This is a genomic window from Mycobacterium hackensackense, assembly GCF_025822555.1.
GTDB lineage: Bacteria > Actinomycetota > Actinomycetes > Mycobacteriales > Mycobacteriaceae > Mycobacterium > Mycobacterium fluoranthenivorans.
In genome coordinates this window covers 570,520-587,398 of record NZ_JACKUC010000030.1, presented here as the reverse complement: position 1 = coordinate 587,398, position 16,879 = coordinate 570,520, and the positions used below count along the sequence as shown (strand labels likewise).

Sequence of the window (16,879 nt, the reverse complement as noted above, 5' to 3'; positions counted from 1 at the left end):
CTTGGCGTCATACGGTGATGCCGTAGGTCTTGAGCTTGCGGTAGAGGCTGGACCGCGCCATACCCAGATGGGTTGCCGCCGCCATCCGGTTCCCCGCAGATTCCCGCAGCGCCGCGACGATCGCGTCTCGCTCGGCGCTCTCCAGTGGGGTCAACGTGTGCCGGGCGGCCGTCTGGCAGTACCCGGGCACATCGGCGGTCTGGATCTCCCCGACGGGGCGCCGTCGCACGGCGTGCACCAGAGCCTCCCGAAGCTGGGATATGTTGCGCGGCCACGAATAGCGCGAGATGAGCCGCATCGCTTCCGGGCTTATCCGCACATGACGCTCGGGGGCGATACCCCGGAGCAGGGCGGCGGTCAGGGCGGGCAGGTCGTCGGTGCGGCAGCGCAAGGGTGGCACGGCGATCGAGATGTCGAAGTAGTGAAGTAGCTGGCGGAACGGCAGATCGGCTGTCGATGAACCGTCCGAAGCGGTGGCCACCATCCACACCGGGCCGTCGAGCGACACCAAAGCCTCGAAGTACGCGGCCAAGCGCTCCACCCCGTCTGTGGTGGCCTGGTCGATGTCGCGGACGATGTGCAAGGTCGGTTCCGCCGAATCACCCAGCAAGGTCGCGAGATCCGACGGCGGGCCCTCCATGCCGAGCTGTGTCGCATCCACGGAGATACTGCGACCAGCGGGGTAGACCGAGTGGAAGAGCTCGGCCACCAACGTGAACTTCCCGACGCCGGTCTCTCCGACCACGAGGGCGGGCTGGGTTCGTCGAAGCGCTTCGCGCAGCTGGGCTCCGGCCCGAACCCAGGCTGGAGTCGTCCCGCCGGCCAGGGACTCTCGGGCCTGGCTCAGGCCGTCGATGATCTGCGACGTGTGCGGTGTGGCGATCGCGATCGGTGGAAGCTGATGCACGCTGAAGTCGGTCGGCGATCCGGAGTGATGAGCGAGCACCAGGTCGGCGATCACCACGATCCCGGCCACATCGGAACCCGCAAGGATCCGAGTGCCGCGGATGTGCACGAGGCGCTGTCCATCGGGAAGCGCCACCGTATCGGTGACGCGGTCCTTGCCTGCCATCAGGAATGTCGCATGCTCGCGGAGCACCCGCTGCTCGTCGGCGTTGAACATCTGCTGCGCCACCGGATTGGCGATGAACACCGACTCGCCGAACCCGAACACGGCTTGGCGTTCCGCGCGTGCCGTCACCTTGAGATAGGTGTCGAAGATGGCCCGCTGGGCTTGGCCGCGGTCCATGAGGAGATTGTGGCCGATGTCTTTGGCCGCGCTCTTGGCGAGCGTGTGCATCAGCGGACTCCACGAGTGTGACAGCGCGGAGATATCCAGCACTCCAGCGACTCGTCCGGTCACCGGGTCGATCACCGGCGCGCCGGTGCACGCGAACATGTGCAGGTTCTCGCTGAAGTGTTCCGGGCCGACGACGCTGATCGACTGCCCCGCTTCGAACACCGTGCCGATCCCGTTCGTGCCCATGGTGGACTCCGAGTAGTCGAAACCGGGCGCAAGGTGAACTCGATCGAGAAGTCGGGCGACGGCGGCCGAACTGTCGATGCGCTGCACCACGCGGGCCTTGTTATCGGTCAACACGATGACCATCGGCATGTCCACGGTGTCGATTTCCAGCTGCTGCAGCACGGGGCGGGCCGATCGGATGAGCAACGACCCGGTGTCGATCTCGTCGGTGAACTCACTGTGCGGCTGCGACACGTCGACCCCCGCGGCCTGGCTACGTTCCCACGAAGCCGCGACGAGTTCGGAGACACCGGCCGCCCCGGAGCCACCGAACTCCAGGAAATCCGCCCGAGCGGCCGCAACCCGCAGCATCCGCGCCGCGCTGTCGGGCATAGGTGACTCCTGTCCGTCTGGGTCGAGGCCTCCAGTGTGAACGAGAGCCAGATCACATCCAAGCGATCACGCTGTCCCATTTTGGGACACGCCACCGGGGTGAGACGTGGGCAACGTTAATGCCAGAGATGTGTCACGGAGCACATCGGATGCGCAGTGAATCCTGAGAACGGAGCGGCATGGAAACCCTGATCAACATCGACAACGGTGGCACGCTCACCGACATCTGCGTGTGGGACGGCGGTGCGTTCACCTTCACGAAGACCCTGACCACGCAGCATGACCTGTCGGAATGCCTGTTCGCCGGTATCGAAAAGGCGTCGCAGGCTCTATACGGCGAGGCGGACATCACCCGGTTGCTGCACGCCACCGAGCACATCCGTTACTCCACCACGCAGGGCACCAATGCCCTGGTGGAGCGGCGGGGACCCAAGATCGGTGTCCTCACCACGATCCCCGATCTGCAGACCGCGATGCAGCAGACCGCCGCCGAGGAGAAGCTGTTCGCCGGTCTGGTGTCCGACCGCTTCCTGAGCCTCGATTCCTCCGCCGACGACGAAACCTTCGAGTTCGACGCGGTACAGAAGGTCAACCGGTTGACCACCTTGGGCGCGGCCCGGGTCGTCATTGCCGGGAGCGACCCCGAGCAGGAGCGGCGGCTCCGGCACGTCTTGCTCCGTAAGTTCCCGCGCCATCTGCTCGGGTCGGTGCCACTGATCTACAGCTGGGAGCTGGCCGGCGACCGCAATGACATCAGGCGGGTGTGGTCGTGCGTCGTGAACTCGTTCCTCCATCCCACGATGGAGCGCTTCCTCTACAGCGCCGAGCGCCGGCTCAAGGACTACAAGGTGGCCAACCCGCTGCTCGTGTACCGCAATGACGGGGCGTCGTCGCGGGTCGCCAAGTCGATCGCGCTCAAGACCTACTCCTCGGGTCCGCGGGGCGGGTTGGAAGGCACCTCGGCCCTGGCCAAGGTCTACGGCCTCAAGCACGCCCTGATGATGGACATCGGCGGCACCACCACCGATGTCGGCATCGTCGACGACGGTGTGGTGGCGGTGGCCGATCGGGGCGCCATCGAGGACGTCGAGATCTCCTATCCCATGAGCGATGTCACGTCCGCCGGTGTCGGTGGATCGTCGGTGATCCAACTGGTCGACGGTGCGCTGCGGGTGGGCCCGAAGTCCGTCGGTGCCGCGCCCGGTCCGGCCTGCTTCGGCTTCGGCGGCAAACAGGCCACCATCACCGACGTCAACCTGCTGCTCGGCATCCTCGACCCCGACACCTACCTCAACGGCACCTTCAGGCTCGATCCGAGTCGGTCGAAGGCGGTCATCGCCGAGACGATCGCCGCACCGCTGGGCATCTCGCTCGAAGAAGCCCTGATCCGGATGGAACATGCCTACTTCCAAGCGTTGTCCACGTCGTTCGCCCACCTGGTCCGCGACGACACGACGCTGCTGGCGTTCGGTGGCGCGGGACCGATGAGCGCGGCCGGCGCAGCGCGGCTGGCAGGTGTGAAGCACGTGCTGATTCCCCGGACCGCCGCGGTCTTCTCCGCGTTCGGCATCTCGTTCTCCGATATCGGCAAGACCTACGAAGTCATCGTTCCCGGAACGTCCACGGGGGCGGCCCGGCAGACCTATGACGAACTCCTGGCTCGAGCCGAGCGGGACATGTTCCAAGAAGGCTATTCGCTCACCGACTGCGAAACCTCATGGACGTTGCTCGTAGAGAACGCCGACGACCGGGATTCGGTGGACGGCCCCAAGGTCTCGCGCTTGCCGTATCAGCCGGGCGACGAGGTGGACTATCCCGGGTGCGTGGTGTCCCTGCAGCTGAACGCCACTGCGCGGTTGTCGCATCCCGCACTGGAACAGGGCAATTCGGTGGAGCCCCGCCCGGCCACCTCGGTCAGCCATCGATCCGTGCGCGCCACGGCAGACCGGGTCGACGAGATCCCCGTATACGTCCTCGATGAACTGAGCCCGGGTCACACCGGCGAAGGGGCGGCCATCATCGAAGGTCCGTTCTTCACCGCACGGGTGTTGCCGGGCTGGACATTTCGTGTCACGTCGGCCGGCGACCTGCTGCTCACCGACAACAACTGACCTCGCTTCACCCAGACCAATTCGTTTAGAAGGAAGGAGACTTGCGATGCGAGTCCCCATGACCGAATACCTCGTCATCGATCTGGACACCGAACGGTGGGTATGCCGCGTGTGCGCCCATGACATGGGTTCGGCACACGAGAACTACAAGCCGGGCACCCTGGTCTACGACCGCGACCCGCGCGAGATCCACCAACCGATCATCGATCCCGAGCGTTACGAGTACACGTTCAGTCCGGACCCGACGTACTGCCGGATCCTGGAGTATTACTGCCCCGGATGCGCCACCCAGATCGAGTGCGAGTACCTCCCGCCGGGCCACCCACCGGCCGTCGACATCCTGATCGATATCGCAGCGCTCCGAAAGCAATGGGAAGAACGCGGCGTCGACGCCGAGGCAGTCCACAACTACGGCCCCGGCGAGGACGCGCAGAAGTACACGGCCGCGCTCAAAGCATCCGCCCACCATCACTGACACGAACCTCAACCTGGAGAACTACTGACATGAAACGCATTTCAGTCGACATCGGTGGCACCTTCACCGACTGCTTCTTCGTCTGGGACGACATCTACGTCGACGCGAAGGCGCTGACCACCCACCACAATCTGGCGATCGGGTTCAACGATGCACTCGACCTCGCGTGCAAGCGCGCCGGGCTGGACCGCTCCACGGTGCTCTCGGAAGTGGACTCGGTGCGTTATGCCACCACGTTGGGCACCAACGCGCTCATCGAACGCAACGGACCCCAGGTGGCGGCCATCGTCACCCATGGGTTCGAGGACACCATTCCGCTGTCGCGTGGCCGTGGCTACGGCGAGGGCCTGGACTATTCGATGCAGCAGAACCTCCCCGCAGCCGAGCGGCCCGAACCACTGGTGCCCCGGGCGATGATCCGATCGGTCAAGGAACGCATCAACTCTGCGGGCAAGATCGTCGCCCGGCTCGATCCCGACGACGTGCGCACGGTGGTCCGCGAACTCGTCGATGCCGGCGCTGAGGCGATCGTGGTCTCGACGGTCAATTCGACCGAGAACCCGGAGCACGAACTGGCCATCCAGGAGATCATCCTGGACGAGTTTCCGCCGCACGAGCTGGGAGCCATCCCGGTGCTGCTCGGGCATCAGGTCTCCGGCCGCAAGGGCGAGTACGTGCGCGCAACGTCGACCATCATCGATGGTTACCTGCACGAGATCATGCTCCACGCGCTGGCACAGTTGTCGACCAACCTCCGGGACTTCGGTTACGACAAGCCGATGTTGGTCATCCACAACTCCGGTGGCATGGCCCAGATGAACTCGACGGACGCGCTGCAGACCATCCATTCCGGCCCGATCGCCGGTGTGGGTGCCGCCGAACACCTTTCGAGCGAGACCGGGATCGGTCATGTCATCGCCACCGATATGGGCGGCACCTCGTTCGATATCGGCCTGGTGCCCGAGGGAGGCGTCAAGCACTACGACTTCCTGCCCACCATCGACCGGTGGCTGGTATCGGTTCCGATGGTTCACCTGGACACCCTGGGCGCCGGCGGCGGATCCATCGCCAGCTACGACCGCATCCACAACTCGATCAAGATCGGCCCGAAGTCGGCGGGTTCCAACCCGGGCCCGGCATGCTACGACCGCGGCGGGCTCCGTCCCACCGTGACCGACGCGGACCTCCTTCTCGGGTACCTCGACCCGGACAACTATGCCAACGGTTACATCAAACTCAATCCGAAGCGCTCGCTGTTCGCCATCGAAGAGGATCTGTGCGACCCCCTCGACATGGATCCGATCGACGTGGCACGGGTGATCAAAGACGGTGTCGACGAGCAGATGGCCATCGGTATCGGCAAGGAACTGCGGGTGCGGGGCTATCTTCCCGAGGATTTCACCATGCTCGCCTACGGCGGCAACGGGCCACTGCACGCGTGCGGTGTCGCACGGCACGCCGGTATCAAACGTGTTCTGGCGCCGCCCTTCTCCTCGGTGTTCTCGGCATGTGGTGCGGGCAATATGAAACAGCTGCACTTCCACGAGCGCGGCGTGCACATCACGATGTACAACGCCACCACGCGTTCGCTCTACGCCAACTACGCCGAATTCAACTCGGTGGTACAGGAACTTGAGGATGCCGGGCGGGAAGACCTGATCCGCCAGGGGTTCTCCGAGGAAGACGTCCGGTACCGGCTCGAGCTCGACATGCGGTATGGCAACCAGCTGCTGACGCAAGCGGTGGCGCTGACCGACCTCCACCGCATCAACGGTGTCAAAGAGGTTCTGGAGATCATCAAGACCTTCGGCGATGTCTACAGTCACCGCTTCGGGGCCTCATCGGCAGCGCCGGAAGCCGGAATCCGATGCAGCACCGTACGGGTGGCGTCATTCGTCGACGGCGATGTGGTCAATTTCGAATCACTGGAGCACGGTGGCGCGCGGAGCGCCCCGACCCCGGTCGGTAGTCGCACGGCGCACTTCATCGGAATCGACGATCCGATCGACACCCCGGTCTACGACCAGGATTCGCTTCGTCCGGACCGGGTGATCGCCGGTCCGGCAATCGTCACCACCGAGAACACCACATTCCTGGTCGAGCCCGGTTGGCGGCTCGAGCCCACGGCCCAAGGCGCCGTGTGGTTCCTGCAGGACTGACCGAAACCCTGAACCGTCGAGAAAGTTGAGTACAAGACCATGACCACAGTCAACGAACGGCCCGCCACCACGCTGACGAACGAAGAACAGCAGTGGGTGGACAAGTTCATGGACGAAACCACGCTGTTCCTGGGACCCGACGCCGGGATCATGCGCAGCCACAGCATCTCCGAACGTTCGGCGCACGAAGAGGTGGCGCTTGCCGCCGGCGTGGATCGGCTGCAGGTGGAACGCATCCGTAAGCGCATCGCCGGTGCCCTGGACGAGGGTTACGAGATGTGTGAGGCCCAGGGCGCGGCCCCGGGAGCCAAATGGGGCGACCTCACCACGGCCATCTACACCGCCGCCGGCGACGTGTCGTACCTTTCGTGCCACGGCGTCATCGCCTTCAGCGCGATCCTGCACCACCCGATCCGGTACATCATGAAGTACTGGAAGGACGAACCGACCGTGGGCGTCCACGAGGGTGACGGGTTCATCCACAATGACGCCAGGTACGGCAATGTGCACAACACGGACCAGTCGATGATCATGCCGATCATGCGCGACGGCAACATCATCGCGTGGGTCGCCGCCACCATCCACGAAGGTGAGAACGGCGCATGCGAACCCGGCGGTATGCCGTCCGGGTCGGAGACGCCGTTCGATGACGGCCTGCGCATGAGCCCGTTCAAGATCGTCGAAGGTGGTGAGCTACGCCGGGATCTGCTGACCTTCCTTCAGCATTCGGTGCGAGATCCCAAGCTGCAGCTGGCGGACCTGAAGGTGAAGATCACCGCGGTGCGCAAGATCATGGAGCGCATCGACAAGGTGATCGACGAGGTGGGTGTCGATACCTTCGTGGGAGCACTTCGGACCACCATCGAAGACGTCGACGCCGAGGTCCGTCGTCGTATCTCCGAGTTGCCGGATGGCACCTACCGGTTCGACCAGTTCATGGACAGCACGCTCAAAGAGAACATCCTCATCAAGATCGCGTGCAAGATCACCGTCAAAGGCGACTCGATGACCGTCGACCTGCGTGGCACCGGGCCGGAAATCATGAACCGTGCCATCAACTCACCACTGTGCTCCGTGAAATCCATGATGATGCAGGCAATCCTGGCGTTCTGGTGGCCCGATCTGCCGCGCTGCACCGCGGCGATGAGCTGCATCGAGATCATCTCGGACGAGGGCACCTGGGCGGACGCGTCCTATGACGCCCCGATGGGGCAGTCCCTGCAGGCCTCGTTCCGCGGATTCTCGGCGATGCAGGCGCTCTACAGTCGGATGTCGTTCTCCACGCCGCACAAGTACAGCAATGTGGTTGCCAACTGGTTCAACCAGATCAACACCTTCCTGTGGGGCGGTATCACCCAGCACGGCGACATGGTGGGCAACCTCTGCGCCGACCTCAACGGAATGCCCGGTGGGGCAAAACCCTTCCGTGACGGAGAGGACGCGGTCTCGCCCCTGTTCTGCGCCATGGCCGATACCGCCGAGCAGGAGGTGATGGAGGAAGAGGTGCCGTTCATGCAGCTCGTGGCCAAGCGCCTGGTCCGCGACAACATGGGCTTCGGCAAGTTCACCGGCGGCATGGGTTACGAGATGATCGTCGCTGCCGAGGGCTCCCCGGAGTGGGGATTCATGACCGTGACCTCCGGTGCCAAGTTCTCTTCCATCTACGGGATGTACGGCGGATACGGTTGCGGCACCTACCCGCTGGCCATGGTCAAGGGCACCAACGTCTACGAACACTTCCGGCAGGACAACAAGAAGTTCGACCTGTCCATCGAGAAGGTCATGAACGAACGCCCATTCCCGGACGGCCGGTACTCGACCTACCACATGGGGCTGCAGTTCGATCGGGCCAAGGACGGCGAGCTGTACATGATCAGCCAGGGCGCCGGCGGTGGCTACGGCGACCCGCTGGAGCGCTCGCCGGAATCGGTCATCCGGGACGCCGAACTGGGGCGCATCAGCCAGAAGGTGGCCGAGACCATCTTCGCCGTGCACTACGACCCGGCGACCTTCCGGCTCGACGTGGCACGCACCGAACAGGCACGCTCCGACGCCCGGCGGGCACGTCTGCAGCGCGGAAAGCCCTTCGCCGAGTTCTGCCAGGAGTTCGTCAAGCCGGAACCTCCGAAGGAACTCGCTTACTACGGATCGTGGGGCACCTGGGAGCCGGGCAACGAGGACATCACGGCGACCGTGTACACGATCGACGGCCCCGAGCGGGTGAAGGCCCCGCTGGTCGAGCTGCCACTGGTGGTGGTGCCGGACCGCCGAGAGGTCAAGATCGCCAAACTTCAGGAGCGCATCGACGAGCTGGAGGCGCGTTACGGCGAGACCGCGCGCAAACTCGCCTGACACACCGGTGGTGGCGGCCCCTCCCGCCGGGACCGCCACCACCGTCCCCTGACCGAGCCGAACGTCACAAGGATCCGCCATGAGCCTGAAAACCCTTGCCGCCGCGCCTCCCAGCGGGCGCCCTCGACCTTTGTTGATCAACGATGACGGCTATTCCACTGCCGTCATTCGCCAGGGCGCACCGATTCCCTGGACGGACACCACCCTCGCGGCCGGGCACTTCGGGCAGGTCCGCGGACTGTTGGATCCCGACAGTCACTGGATCGACGTTCGCCGGCTGATGGCCGCTCACCTGGCGGCTCGTCCCGAACTCGTCGAGGCGATGGGGGCCCGGTCCCGGACGGGCTACCCGCTGCGCACCTTGCTCGGCGACGAGGCCCTGCTGGAGTCGCTGCTGGAGGTGCTGGGCACGGTGTCCCACACCACCCGACGCGGGCTGGTTCTGTACACACCGTCACCGGCTGCCTGGCTGTCGTGGGCGCACCAGATCGCAGGCAGCCCGATCGGCGCCGTGGACCCCGACCGCGCCGACAGCGCGTCGATGTACGTCGCCGAATGGCTCGGGCGACTCGGCGAGCTCACCGTGGCTCTGGTACTGCTCGACGCGCGTGGGACTCCCTGCCAGACCGCCGAACGGCTGGACGGCTACACATCGATTGCCAACGTCGCGGGGCACTTCGACTGGTCGGTGGCGCTGTGGCACGACGGTGGAATCGAGACCGCGGCAGGGGATCCGGGGATCGTCGTCATTCCCGACCAGTTCTGGACCGCCACTGCCGAGGTTCCCGAAGGAGAGGTGCTGCTGACTACCATTCCCGACTCGGCCCAGCCCGAACACGTACTCGACCAACTCGCCACACTGCGCTGAAAGGACCGCATGGACAAGACAGTTGCGACCGCCGCCGAGGCGGTGTCCGACATCCCGGACTCGATCATGCTGGCGACCGGAGGCTTCGGGATCTGCGGTATCCCGTCGGCATTGCTGGCGGCCCTGGCCGAATTGGGCAGCCGGGACATCACTTTGGTCTCGAACAACTGCGGTATCGCGGGCGTGGGCAATTCGCTGTTGCTGGAGAAGCGGCAGATCAGACGTTTGATCGCCTCCTATGTCGGGGAGAACAAGGAACTGGAGCGGCAGTATCTGTCGGGGGAGGTGGAGATCGAGCTCAATCCCCAGGGCACGCTGGCCGAGCGGCTGCGCGCCGGAGGCTCGGGTATCGCGGCCTTCTACACCCGCAGCGGAGTGGGGACCCAGATCGCAGACGGTGGCCTGCCCATTCGGTACGCGGCGGACGGGTCGGTGGCCGTCGCCTCGAGACCCAAACCGGTGAAGGCATTGAGCTGGGACGGTGTCGAGCAGCCCTTCGTCCTGGAGGAGGCACTGCGCCCCGACTTCGCCTTGATCCACGCCTGGAAGGGCGACCGGCACGGAAACCTGGTGTTCCGCAAAGCCGCCCGGAACTTCAATCCGCTGTGCGCCATGGCCGCGAAGGTCACCGTAGCCGAAGTGGAGATCCTGGTGGAACCCGGTGAACTCGATACCGATGCAGTTCATCTGCCCGGTGTCTACGTGGATCGCGTGTTGCCGTTGACCGCGGCCGAGATCGCCGGCAAGGGCATCGAGCGGCGCACGGTCCGGCTCGGGCCTGCAGATGAGGCCGATCGGCACTCGGAAGGTGAGGTGGCCTGATGGCCTGGGATCGGCATCAGATGGCGGCACGGGCCGCCGCGGAACTCAGCGATGGCGACTATGTCAATCTCGGGATCGGATTGCCGACGCTGGTCCCCGAGTACGTGCCCCGCGATGTGCACATCGTCCTGCAGTCCGAGAACGGGATCCTGGGCCTCGGGCCGTATCCGTACGAGGGTGCCGAGGATCCGGATTTGATCAATGCCGGTAAGGAGACGGTGACCACCTTGTCCGGCGCCAGCTTCTTCGACTCGGCGACCAGTTTCGGCATGATCCGATCCGGCAGGATCGATGCCGCGATCCTGGGCGGTATGCAGGTCAGTGCCCGTGGCGATCTGAGTAACTGGGTGGTGCCCGGAAAGCTCGTCAAGGGTATGGGCGGCGCGATGGATCTGGTGCACGGTGCGAAGAAGGTGATCGTCCTGATGGAGCATCGAACCCGGGACGGAGCATCAAAGATCCTCGCGGAGAACACCTTACCGCTCACCGGTGCGGGCGTCGTGAACCGGATCATCACCGATCTCGGCGTGCTCGACATCGATGCGCAGGGATTGAAGCTAGTCGAACTGGCCCCTGGAGTTCACCCGGACGAGATGCGGAGCTGTACGGCAGCGCCCATCACGGTCGACTGAACCTGTGCCACAGAGTAATCGAGTGAGGAGCCTGTCATGAAAGCGCTGGTCTACCACGGCAATGGTGAGAAGTCCTGGGATGACGTACCGGACGCCACCATTGTGCACCCGACGGATGCTGTGGTGCGTGTCGACGCGGTCACCATCTGCGGTACCGACCTACACATCCTCAAGGGTGACGTCGCCACCGTGTCACCGGGCAGGGTGCTCGGTCACGAGGCGGTCGGCACGGTGGTCGAGATCGGTCCGGGTGTGCAGCGGGTGGCCGTCGGCGATCGGGTACTGGTGTCCTGTATATCGTCGTGCGGAGTCTGCCGGTACTGCCGTGAAGGTTCCTACAGCCAGTGCCTTGGTGGCGGTGGGTGGATCCTCGGCCACCGCATCGACGGTACGCAGGCCGAATACGTCAGAGTGCCGTTCGCCGACAACTCTACCCATCCGATACCCGATCAGGTCGGCGACGATCAGATGATCCTGCTGGCCGACATCCTGCCCACCGCCTACGAGGTGGGCGTCCTGAACGGAAAGCTGCGACCGGCGGACGTGGTGGCCATCGTCGGTGCCGGGCCCATCGGGCTGGCGGCTGTGCTGGCGGCGAAACTGTTGAGTCCCAGCCATATCGTCGTCATCGATCGAGTGGACGCACGACTCGACATCGCGCGCAAGATCGGCGCCGACATCACCGTCAACAATGCCGACCAGGACCCGGCGGAGGTGATCGCGAGTCTCACCGACGGTGTGGGCGCCGATGTCACGATGGAGGCCGTGGGCATTCCCGCGACCTTCGACCTGGCGGTGTCGCTGGCCCGCCCAGGGGGACACATCGCGAACATCGGGGTGCACGGCGAACCGGTGACACTGCACCTGGAGGATCTCTGGATCAAGAACCTGACCCTGACCACCGGGCTCGTCGACACCCGGTCCACCCCGACGCTGATCAAGCTGGTTGCCAGTCAGCAGATCGACACCTCATCGCTGGTCACCCACCGGTTCGCCCTATCCGATATCGAGCAGGCTTACGACGTCTTCTCCGACGTGGCCTCGTCCGGCGCGCTCAAGGTGTTGCTCAGCAATGACGCGGGGGTCCGCTGAACGACGGCAACACCGAGGCGTCATGCGGGCTGCGCACCCGTGTTCGTCCCTGTCTCGCAGGGGTTTGCACCGCACGGAAGGCGGGTACTCGCGCTCATCGCTACGCCCTCGGCGAGGCCGTTCTTTCGCCGTCGACCCGTACAGGAGTAACCCGTGCCCACGTCGAATCAGTCGGTTGCCCGATGACCGTGTCACGGCAGATCGCCGCAAGCCGCGAACGCGTGTGGGCGGTGCTGTGCGACGGGTGGACGTACTCGGGCTGGGTCGTGGGTAACAGCCGTATCCGGGCCGTTGGCGCCGACTGGCCGGATACCGGATCCCGGATCCTGCACTCCATCGGCACGTGGCCTGCGGTGATCGACGACGAAACCGTGGTGGTCAGTGTCGATCCTGGGCGTGAGCTGGTTCTGCTGGCCAAGGTCCGGCCGGCTGCCGAAGCGCGAATCACCTTGCACCTCAGTGATACTGCCGATGGTGGCTGCCAGGTGGAGATGAGTGAGGTAGCCGTGGGCGGGCCACTGAAATGGGTGCCCGACGCCGTAGCGCTCCTGGCGGTCGCCCCACGTAACAGGGAGTGCCTGTGGCGGCTCGCGATGATCGCCGAGCGAAACGAGCCCGACCAGGTCGAATGAGCGCGGTGGGTCCTGCACACGGCCGCCGCCTACCCGCGTGCACGATTCGTCTCTACGCTGTGACAAGAGGCGGCGGAAGGAACCTGTGAATGAGCACGCCCATGGACGCAAATGCGATCGTCATCTTGCTGGTCGAGGACGACGCAGGTGACGAGCTGATCACCCGGGAAGCGTTCGAGCACAACAAGATCAAGAACAACCTGTACGTGGCTCACGACGGCGAAGAGGGCTTGGACTTCCTGTATCGGCGCGGCATCTATGCCGATGCGCCGACACCGGATCTGATCCTGCTCGACCTCAACCTGCCGAAGTATGACGGGCGCCAGGTGCTGGAGCAGATCAAGTCCGATCCCGAACTGCGTCACATCCCGGTGGTCGTGCTCACCACATCCGCGGCCGAGGAGGACATCCTGCGCAGCTACAAGTTGCACGCCAATGCGTACGTCACCAAGCCCGTGGACCTCGATCAGTTCCTCAATGCGGTGCGCCAGATCGACGAGTTCTTTGTCCAGGTGGTCCGGCTGCCGAAGGTCTGACGACCATCGTCACCCGGTGATGTCGGCGACGGCCTCGTCGAGCGTGGAGAACAGATCGATGATGTTGGCGATCCCGACCAGCTTGAGTGGCCGGCTGGTGGCGGGTCCGTCGGCGACGACGACCAATCGCACGGCCGGTGCCAGCTGCCCGTGGGCTTCGACGAGCACTCCCATGCCGGTTGAGGCCAGGAACTCCACGGCGGTCAGGTCCACCACGATCGCCGTGGGCGCGCTGCCCGCAGCAGCGGCGATCGCCGCCTTCAACTGTGGCGCGGTGAGCACATCGACCGTGCCGGCGACGGTGAGGACGCGCACGTCGCCGAGCTGACTTTCGGCGACGGCGCAGTGGGGCACGGCAGCGGGACCGGCGCTGTCACCCGGGTCTGCGTCGTGCGGCACATCTACCTCCGAAGTGTTCCTCTGCCTATCGGCAGTGGACTCATCGTAGCGGCGGCGGTGGATCCAGCCGTCTGAGTAGTGGTACAGAGGCACCTTCCCGCCCGTATCGATTGCGATGGGCAAGACCTGGGTACTTCGGTATGAGGTGGTCGGCGAAGGGGCTCAGCTTTGGTGCAACGGTTGGTCGATTCACGATGACGGCGCAGGCCAGGGGTGCCCCGTGGCTTCTGGACCCCCGCTGGGATACCGTTGCGCGACTCGACATGGGTCGGAACCCCGGTGTGTGCACCCATATCGTGCTGATCGGCAGCCCCGTGCTGGACGGCTGCGCTGCCGTGGGTGCGACGCTGACCGATCTCGGGCGGGGTCGCGCCGGTCCCGTCGTGGATCTGATCGATGTGATGACAGGTCCCGCCGACGCCGAGCGCCCACCGGGCTCGGACGGCGGGAACCGCTTGGTCGCCGGTGGCCGGCCGATATCGTGGGATCTGCGGGGACTGGAGCTCGACGCCGTCGAAGACCTGGTGCGTGCACGCCTCACCTCGGTACTGCATCCGAACTCCCTCCTCATCGCGCCCGCCGCGGCCGCCGACTCGCCGGTACGTTGCGGTCTCGCCCGCGCCGCCCTGGCCGCCGCGCGCAGCCAGGCGGCAATACTGCTGGAATACCCTCAGTGGCCCCATGATTCATCCTCCTTCGAGAACGTGCAGTGGACCAGACTCCGCCTCCTGGCGCCGTCGCTGACCGCTCTGAGATCCAAGGAATCCGTGCTACCTGCCGTGGGCGATCTCGCAGCGGCGCGGTGCGTAGCCGAGATCGTGGCGCTCCCAGGGGATCCCGAACTCGCCGAGCGCAGCGATGTCTTCGCCGAACCTGCGGATGCGCATGCCGACGTTGCGGACCCGTTCGACGCGATGCTCACCGAGGGCGCCACCGACGATCCTTGGCACCTGGACGATTCACCCTACGAGCGCCGACGCCTGGAACTGGTATTGGCCTGTCTCGGGAGGCCACGCTACGCACGGGTCATCGAAATCGGCTGTGCCACTGGTCAACTATCGGTGCAGCTGGCCGAACGCGCCGATCTGGTCATCGCCGTGGACGCCAGCGCGAAAGCGCTGGAGGTGGCACGCCGAAACCGTACCCCGAACATCCGCTGGGTGCTGGGCACAGTGCCGCAAGACTTCCCGGCTGCTGAGGCCGACGTCGTGATTCTTTCCGAGATCGGCTACTTCCTCGACGGACCCGACCTCTTGGCCACGGTGCGCGCGGCCCGTCGGGCTCTGCGGCCCACCGGGGAAATCGTCGTCGCGAACTGGCGGCGTCCCACCGAACACATACCCCTGGATGGCCCTGCGGTCCAGGCACAGGTGGCGGACATCATCGACCTGCCGCTGCGCGCCCGCTACCAGGATGCGGATCTCGTCATCGAGGTGTGGGGTGAACCGGTATCGGTGTACGACGAGTACGCCGAGCCACCGGACCGCCGGTCGACGGCAGCAGAGCACGAGCGGTCATGCGAGTAGCGATCTTGGCGCCGTCGCGGCATCCGTTGTGCGAACCGTTCGCCGGCGGTCAGGAACGACTGGCCGCCGATATGGCGGCAGGGTTACGGCGCCGCGGACACCACGTGCAGCTGTATGCACGCGCGGGCACCGATTCCGCGCTGGCCGACGATCTGCACGTGATGCCGCCGGTCCCGGAACTGTCTGAGATCGCCTCCGGCGACCTGAACATGCCCGAGCCACGTTTCCTGTCCGATCAGGTGGCGTTCCTCGCGGTGATGCGAGATGTATTGCGCGACAGAACTATCGACGTGGTACTCAATCAGAGCTTGCACCAGCTCCCGCTGGCGCTCAGTCCCGCGCTGGATGCGCCGATGCTGACCACATTGCACACACCGCCGTTCCCGTGGATGGAGGTGGGGGCCTGGCTGGCAGGCGACGCGGGTCATTTCGTCGCGGTGAGCGAGGCGTTGCGACGGCAGTGGACCACGTTGGTGCATGCCGAGGTGATCCACAACGGCGTCGATCCCCACGTGTTCTCGGAGGGCTTCGGTGGTGACGACCTTGCCTGGGTGGGCCGGCTCACGCCGGAGAAGGGCGCCGACATCGCGGTCCGCGCGGCAGCGCAGACCGGTCGGCACCTGCGGTTGGCTGGACCGCTCAGCGACCCGGAGTGGTTCGACGGTGTCCTGCGCCCTCTGCTCGGCGGTACCGCCGAATATGTGGGCACGCTGGCCGGACAGGAGTTGTCGGATCTCTACGCGCGCAGCGTAGTCACGCTCGTCACGCCGCAATGGGATGAACCATTCTGCTTGGTGGCAGCGGAATCTCAGATGTGTGGCACGCCGGTCGCCGGACTGGCGCGGGGCGGACTGCCGGAGGTGGTGCAGCAGTCCGGAGGCCAACTGGTCGCCGAGCACGCCTCGCCGGTGGAGCGGCTGGCTCAGGCCGTCGAGGTGGCCGCTCGAATGGACCGCCGAGAAGTTGCCGCCGATGCGCGTCGGCGTCTCACCACCGATCACATGCTGGACCGTTACGAGGACACGCTCACGAAACTGACGGCAGAGCAGCAGGGTTGATGCCGCTCGGGTGGTGTCAGGTTTCGATCAGCGCACCCGGGGAATACCACCAATGCAGGCTCAAGCCAATGGTCTGGTCCGAAATTCCGATATGACGAAGGAGCCCAGCATGGGTGAGAAGAACGGTGTCCAAGAGGGTGTGGAAGGCGTAGTCGAGGGTGTGAAGGGCAAGGTCAAGGAAGTCGCGGGCACCGTCACCGGCCGCGACGACCTGCGCCGTGAGGGCGAGGCGCAGCAGGACAAGGCCGACGCGCAGCGCGAGGCGGCAGAGAAAGAGGCGCAGGCCGAAAGTGCCCGCGCGGCCGCTTCCGCCAGCGAGGCGCGCGAAAAAGCCGAGCAGTAGGCCTATCGCACCAAGG

General features: G+C 65.2%; 15 protein-coding genes. 13 read left to right on the top strand and 2 right to left on the bottom strand.

All coding sequences use genetic code 11. The annotated features are described in order from the left end of the window. Window positions 1-7: 7 nt before the first annotated feature. Window positions 8-1,858, bottom strand: coding sequence for a sigma-54-dependent Fis family transcriptional regulator (locus H7J86_RS12270; protein ID WP_267291240.1), 1,851 nt, complete (start codon window positions 1,856-1,858; stop codon window positions 8-10). A gap of 179 nt (window positions 1,859-2,037) precedes the next feature. Here H7J86_RS12270 and H7J86_RS12265 point away from each other — a divergent pair, with 179 nt between their 5' ends. The 10 genes from H7J86_RS12265 (at window position 2,038) to H7J86_RS12220 (ending at window position 13,537) form a co-directional block, all read left to right on the top strand. Then, window positions 2,038-3,969: a hydantoinase/oxoprolinase family protein gene (locus tag H7J86_RS12265; protein WP_267291238.1), complete on the top strand. Its 1,932-nt coding sequence runs from the start codon at window positions 2,038-2,040 to the stop codon at window positions 3,967-3,969. A gap of 46 nt (window positions 3,970-4,015) precedes the next feature. Next, the gene (locus tag H7J86_RS12260; protein ID WP_167155922.1) at window positions 4,016-4,444 is read left to right on the top strand and encodes an acetone carboxylase subunit gamma; all 429 of its coding nucleotides are present in this window, start codon (window positions 4,016-4,018) and stop codon (window positions 4,442-4,444) included. A 29-nt stretch (window positions 4,445-4,473) separates the two neighbouring features. Further along, complete coding sequence (locus H7J86_RS12255; protein WP_267291236.1) at window positions 4,474-6,603, top strand: hydantoinase/oxoprolinase family protein; 2,130 nt, start codon at window positions 4,474-4,476, stop codon at window positions 6,601-6,603. A gap of 39 nt (window positions 6,604-6,642) precedes the next feature. Then, on the top strand, window positions 6,643-8,955 hold the full coding sequence (locus H7J86_RS12250; RefSeq protein ID WP_267291234.1) for a hydantoinase B/oxoprolinase family protein: 2,313 nt from the start codon (window positions 6,643-6,645) through the stop codon (window positions 8,953-8,955). 79 nt (window positions 8,956-9,034) lie between these two features. After that, window positions 9,035-9,823 carry a hypothetical protein gene (locus H7J86_RS12245; protein WP_267291232.1) on the top strand — a complete coding sequence of 263 codons (789 nt, stop codon included), beginning with the start codon at window positions 9,035-9,037 and terminating at the stop codon, window positions 9,821-9,823. Window positions 9,824-9,832: 9 nt separating this feature from the next. Beyond that, window positions 9,833-10,645: a CoA transferase subunit A gene (locus H7J86_RS12240; protein WP_267291229.1), complete on the top strand. Its 813-nt coding sequence runs from the start codon at window positions 9,833-9,835 to the stop codon at window positions 10,643-10,645. Beyond that, the gene (locus tag H7J86_RS12235; RefSeq protein WP_267291227.1) at window positions 10,645-11,277 is read left to right on the top strand and encodes a 3-oxoacid CoA-transferase subunit B; all 633 of its coding nucleotides are present in this window, start codon (window positions 10,645-10,647) and stop codon (window positions 11,275-11,277) included. The genes H7J86_RS12240 and H7J86_RS12235 overlap by 1 nt, the downstream gene beginning before the upstream one ends. Before the next feature lie 36 nt (window positions 11,278-11,313). After that, the gene (locus H7J86_RS12230) at window positions 11,314-12,369 is read left to right on the top strand and encodes a zinc-dependent alcohol dehydrogenase family protein (protein WP_267291225.1); all 1,056 of its coding nucleotides are present in this window, start codon (window positions 11,314-11,316) and stop codon (window positions 12,367-12,369) included. A 182-nt stretch (window positions 12,370-12,551) separates the two neighbouring features. Beyond that, window positions 12,552-13,001: an SRPBCC family protein gene (locus H7J86_RS12225; RefSeq protein ID WP_267291223.1), complete on the top strand. Its 450-nt coding sequence runs from the start codon at window positions 12,552-12,554 to the stop codon at window positions 12,999-13,001. 89 nt (window positions 13,002-13,090) lie between these two features. Further along, window positions 13,091-13,537, top strand: a complete 447-nt coding sequence (locus tag H7J86_RS12220) for a response regulator (RefSeq protein ID WP_167155936.1) — start codon at window positions 13,091-13,093, stop codon at window positions 13,535-13,537. A 9-nt stretch (window positions 13,538-13,546) separates the two neighbouring features. Here the strand turns inward: H7J86_RS12220 and H7J86_RS12215 are convergent, their stop codons facing one another. Then, window positions 13,547-13,936, bottom strand: a complete 390-nt coding sequence (locus tag H7J86_RS12215; protein WP_267291221.1) for an STAS domain-containing protein — start codon at window positions 13,934-13,936, stop codon at window positions 13,547-13,549. 263 nt (window positions 13,937-14,199) lie between these two features. Between H7J86_RS12215 and H7J86_RS12210 the strand changes: the two genes are divergently transcribed. From H7J86_RS12210 to mbp1, 3 genes are all read left to right on the top strand, one after another. Further along, on the top strand, window positions 14,200-15,462 hold the full coding sequence (locus H7J86_RS12210; RefSeq protein ID WP_267291219.1) for a class I SAM-dependent methyltransferase: 1,263 nt from the start codon (window positions 14,200-14,202) through the stop codon (window positions 15,460-15,462). Further along, window positions 15,453-16,520, top strand: a complete 1,068-nt coding sequence (locus H7J86_RS12205; RefSeq protein WP_267291217.1) for a glycosyltransferase — start codon at window positions 15,453-15,455, stop codon at window positions 16,518-16,520. Before H7J86_RS12210 ends, H7J86_RS12205 begins: the two co-directional genes overlap by 10 nt. A 109-nt stretch (window positions 16,521-16,629) precedes the next feature. Next, window positions 16,630-16,863 (top strand): microaggregate-binding protein 1, encoded by a 234-nt coding sequence (gene mbp1 / locus H7J86_RS12200; RefSeq protein WP_090363875.1) that lies wholly within the window; start codon window positions 16,630-16,632, stop codon window positions 16,861-16,863. Window positions 16,864-16,879 lie beyond the last annotated feature (16 nt).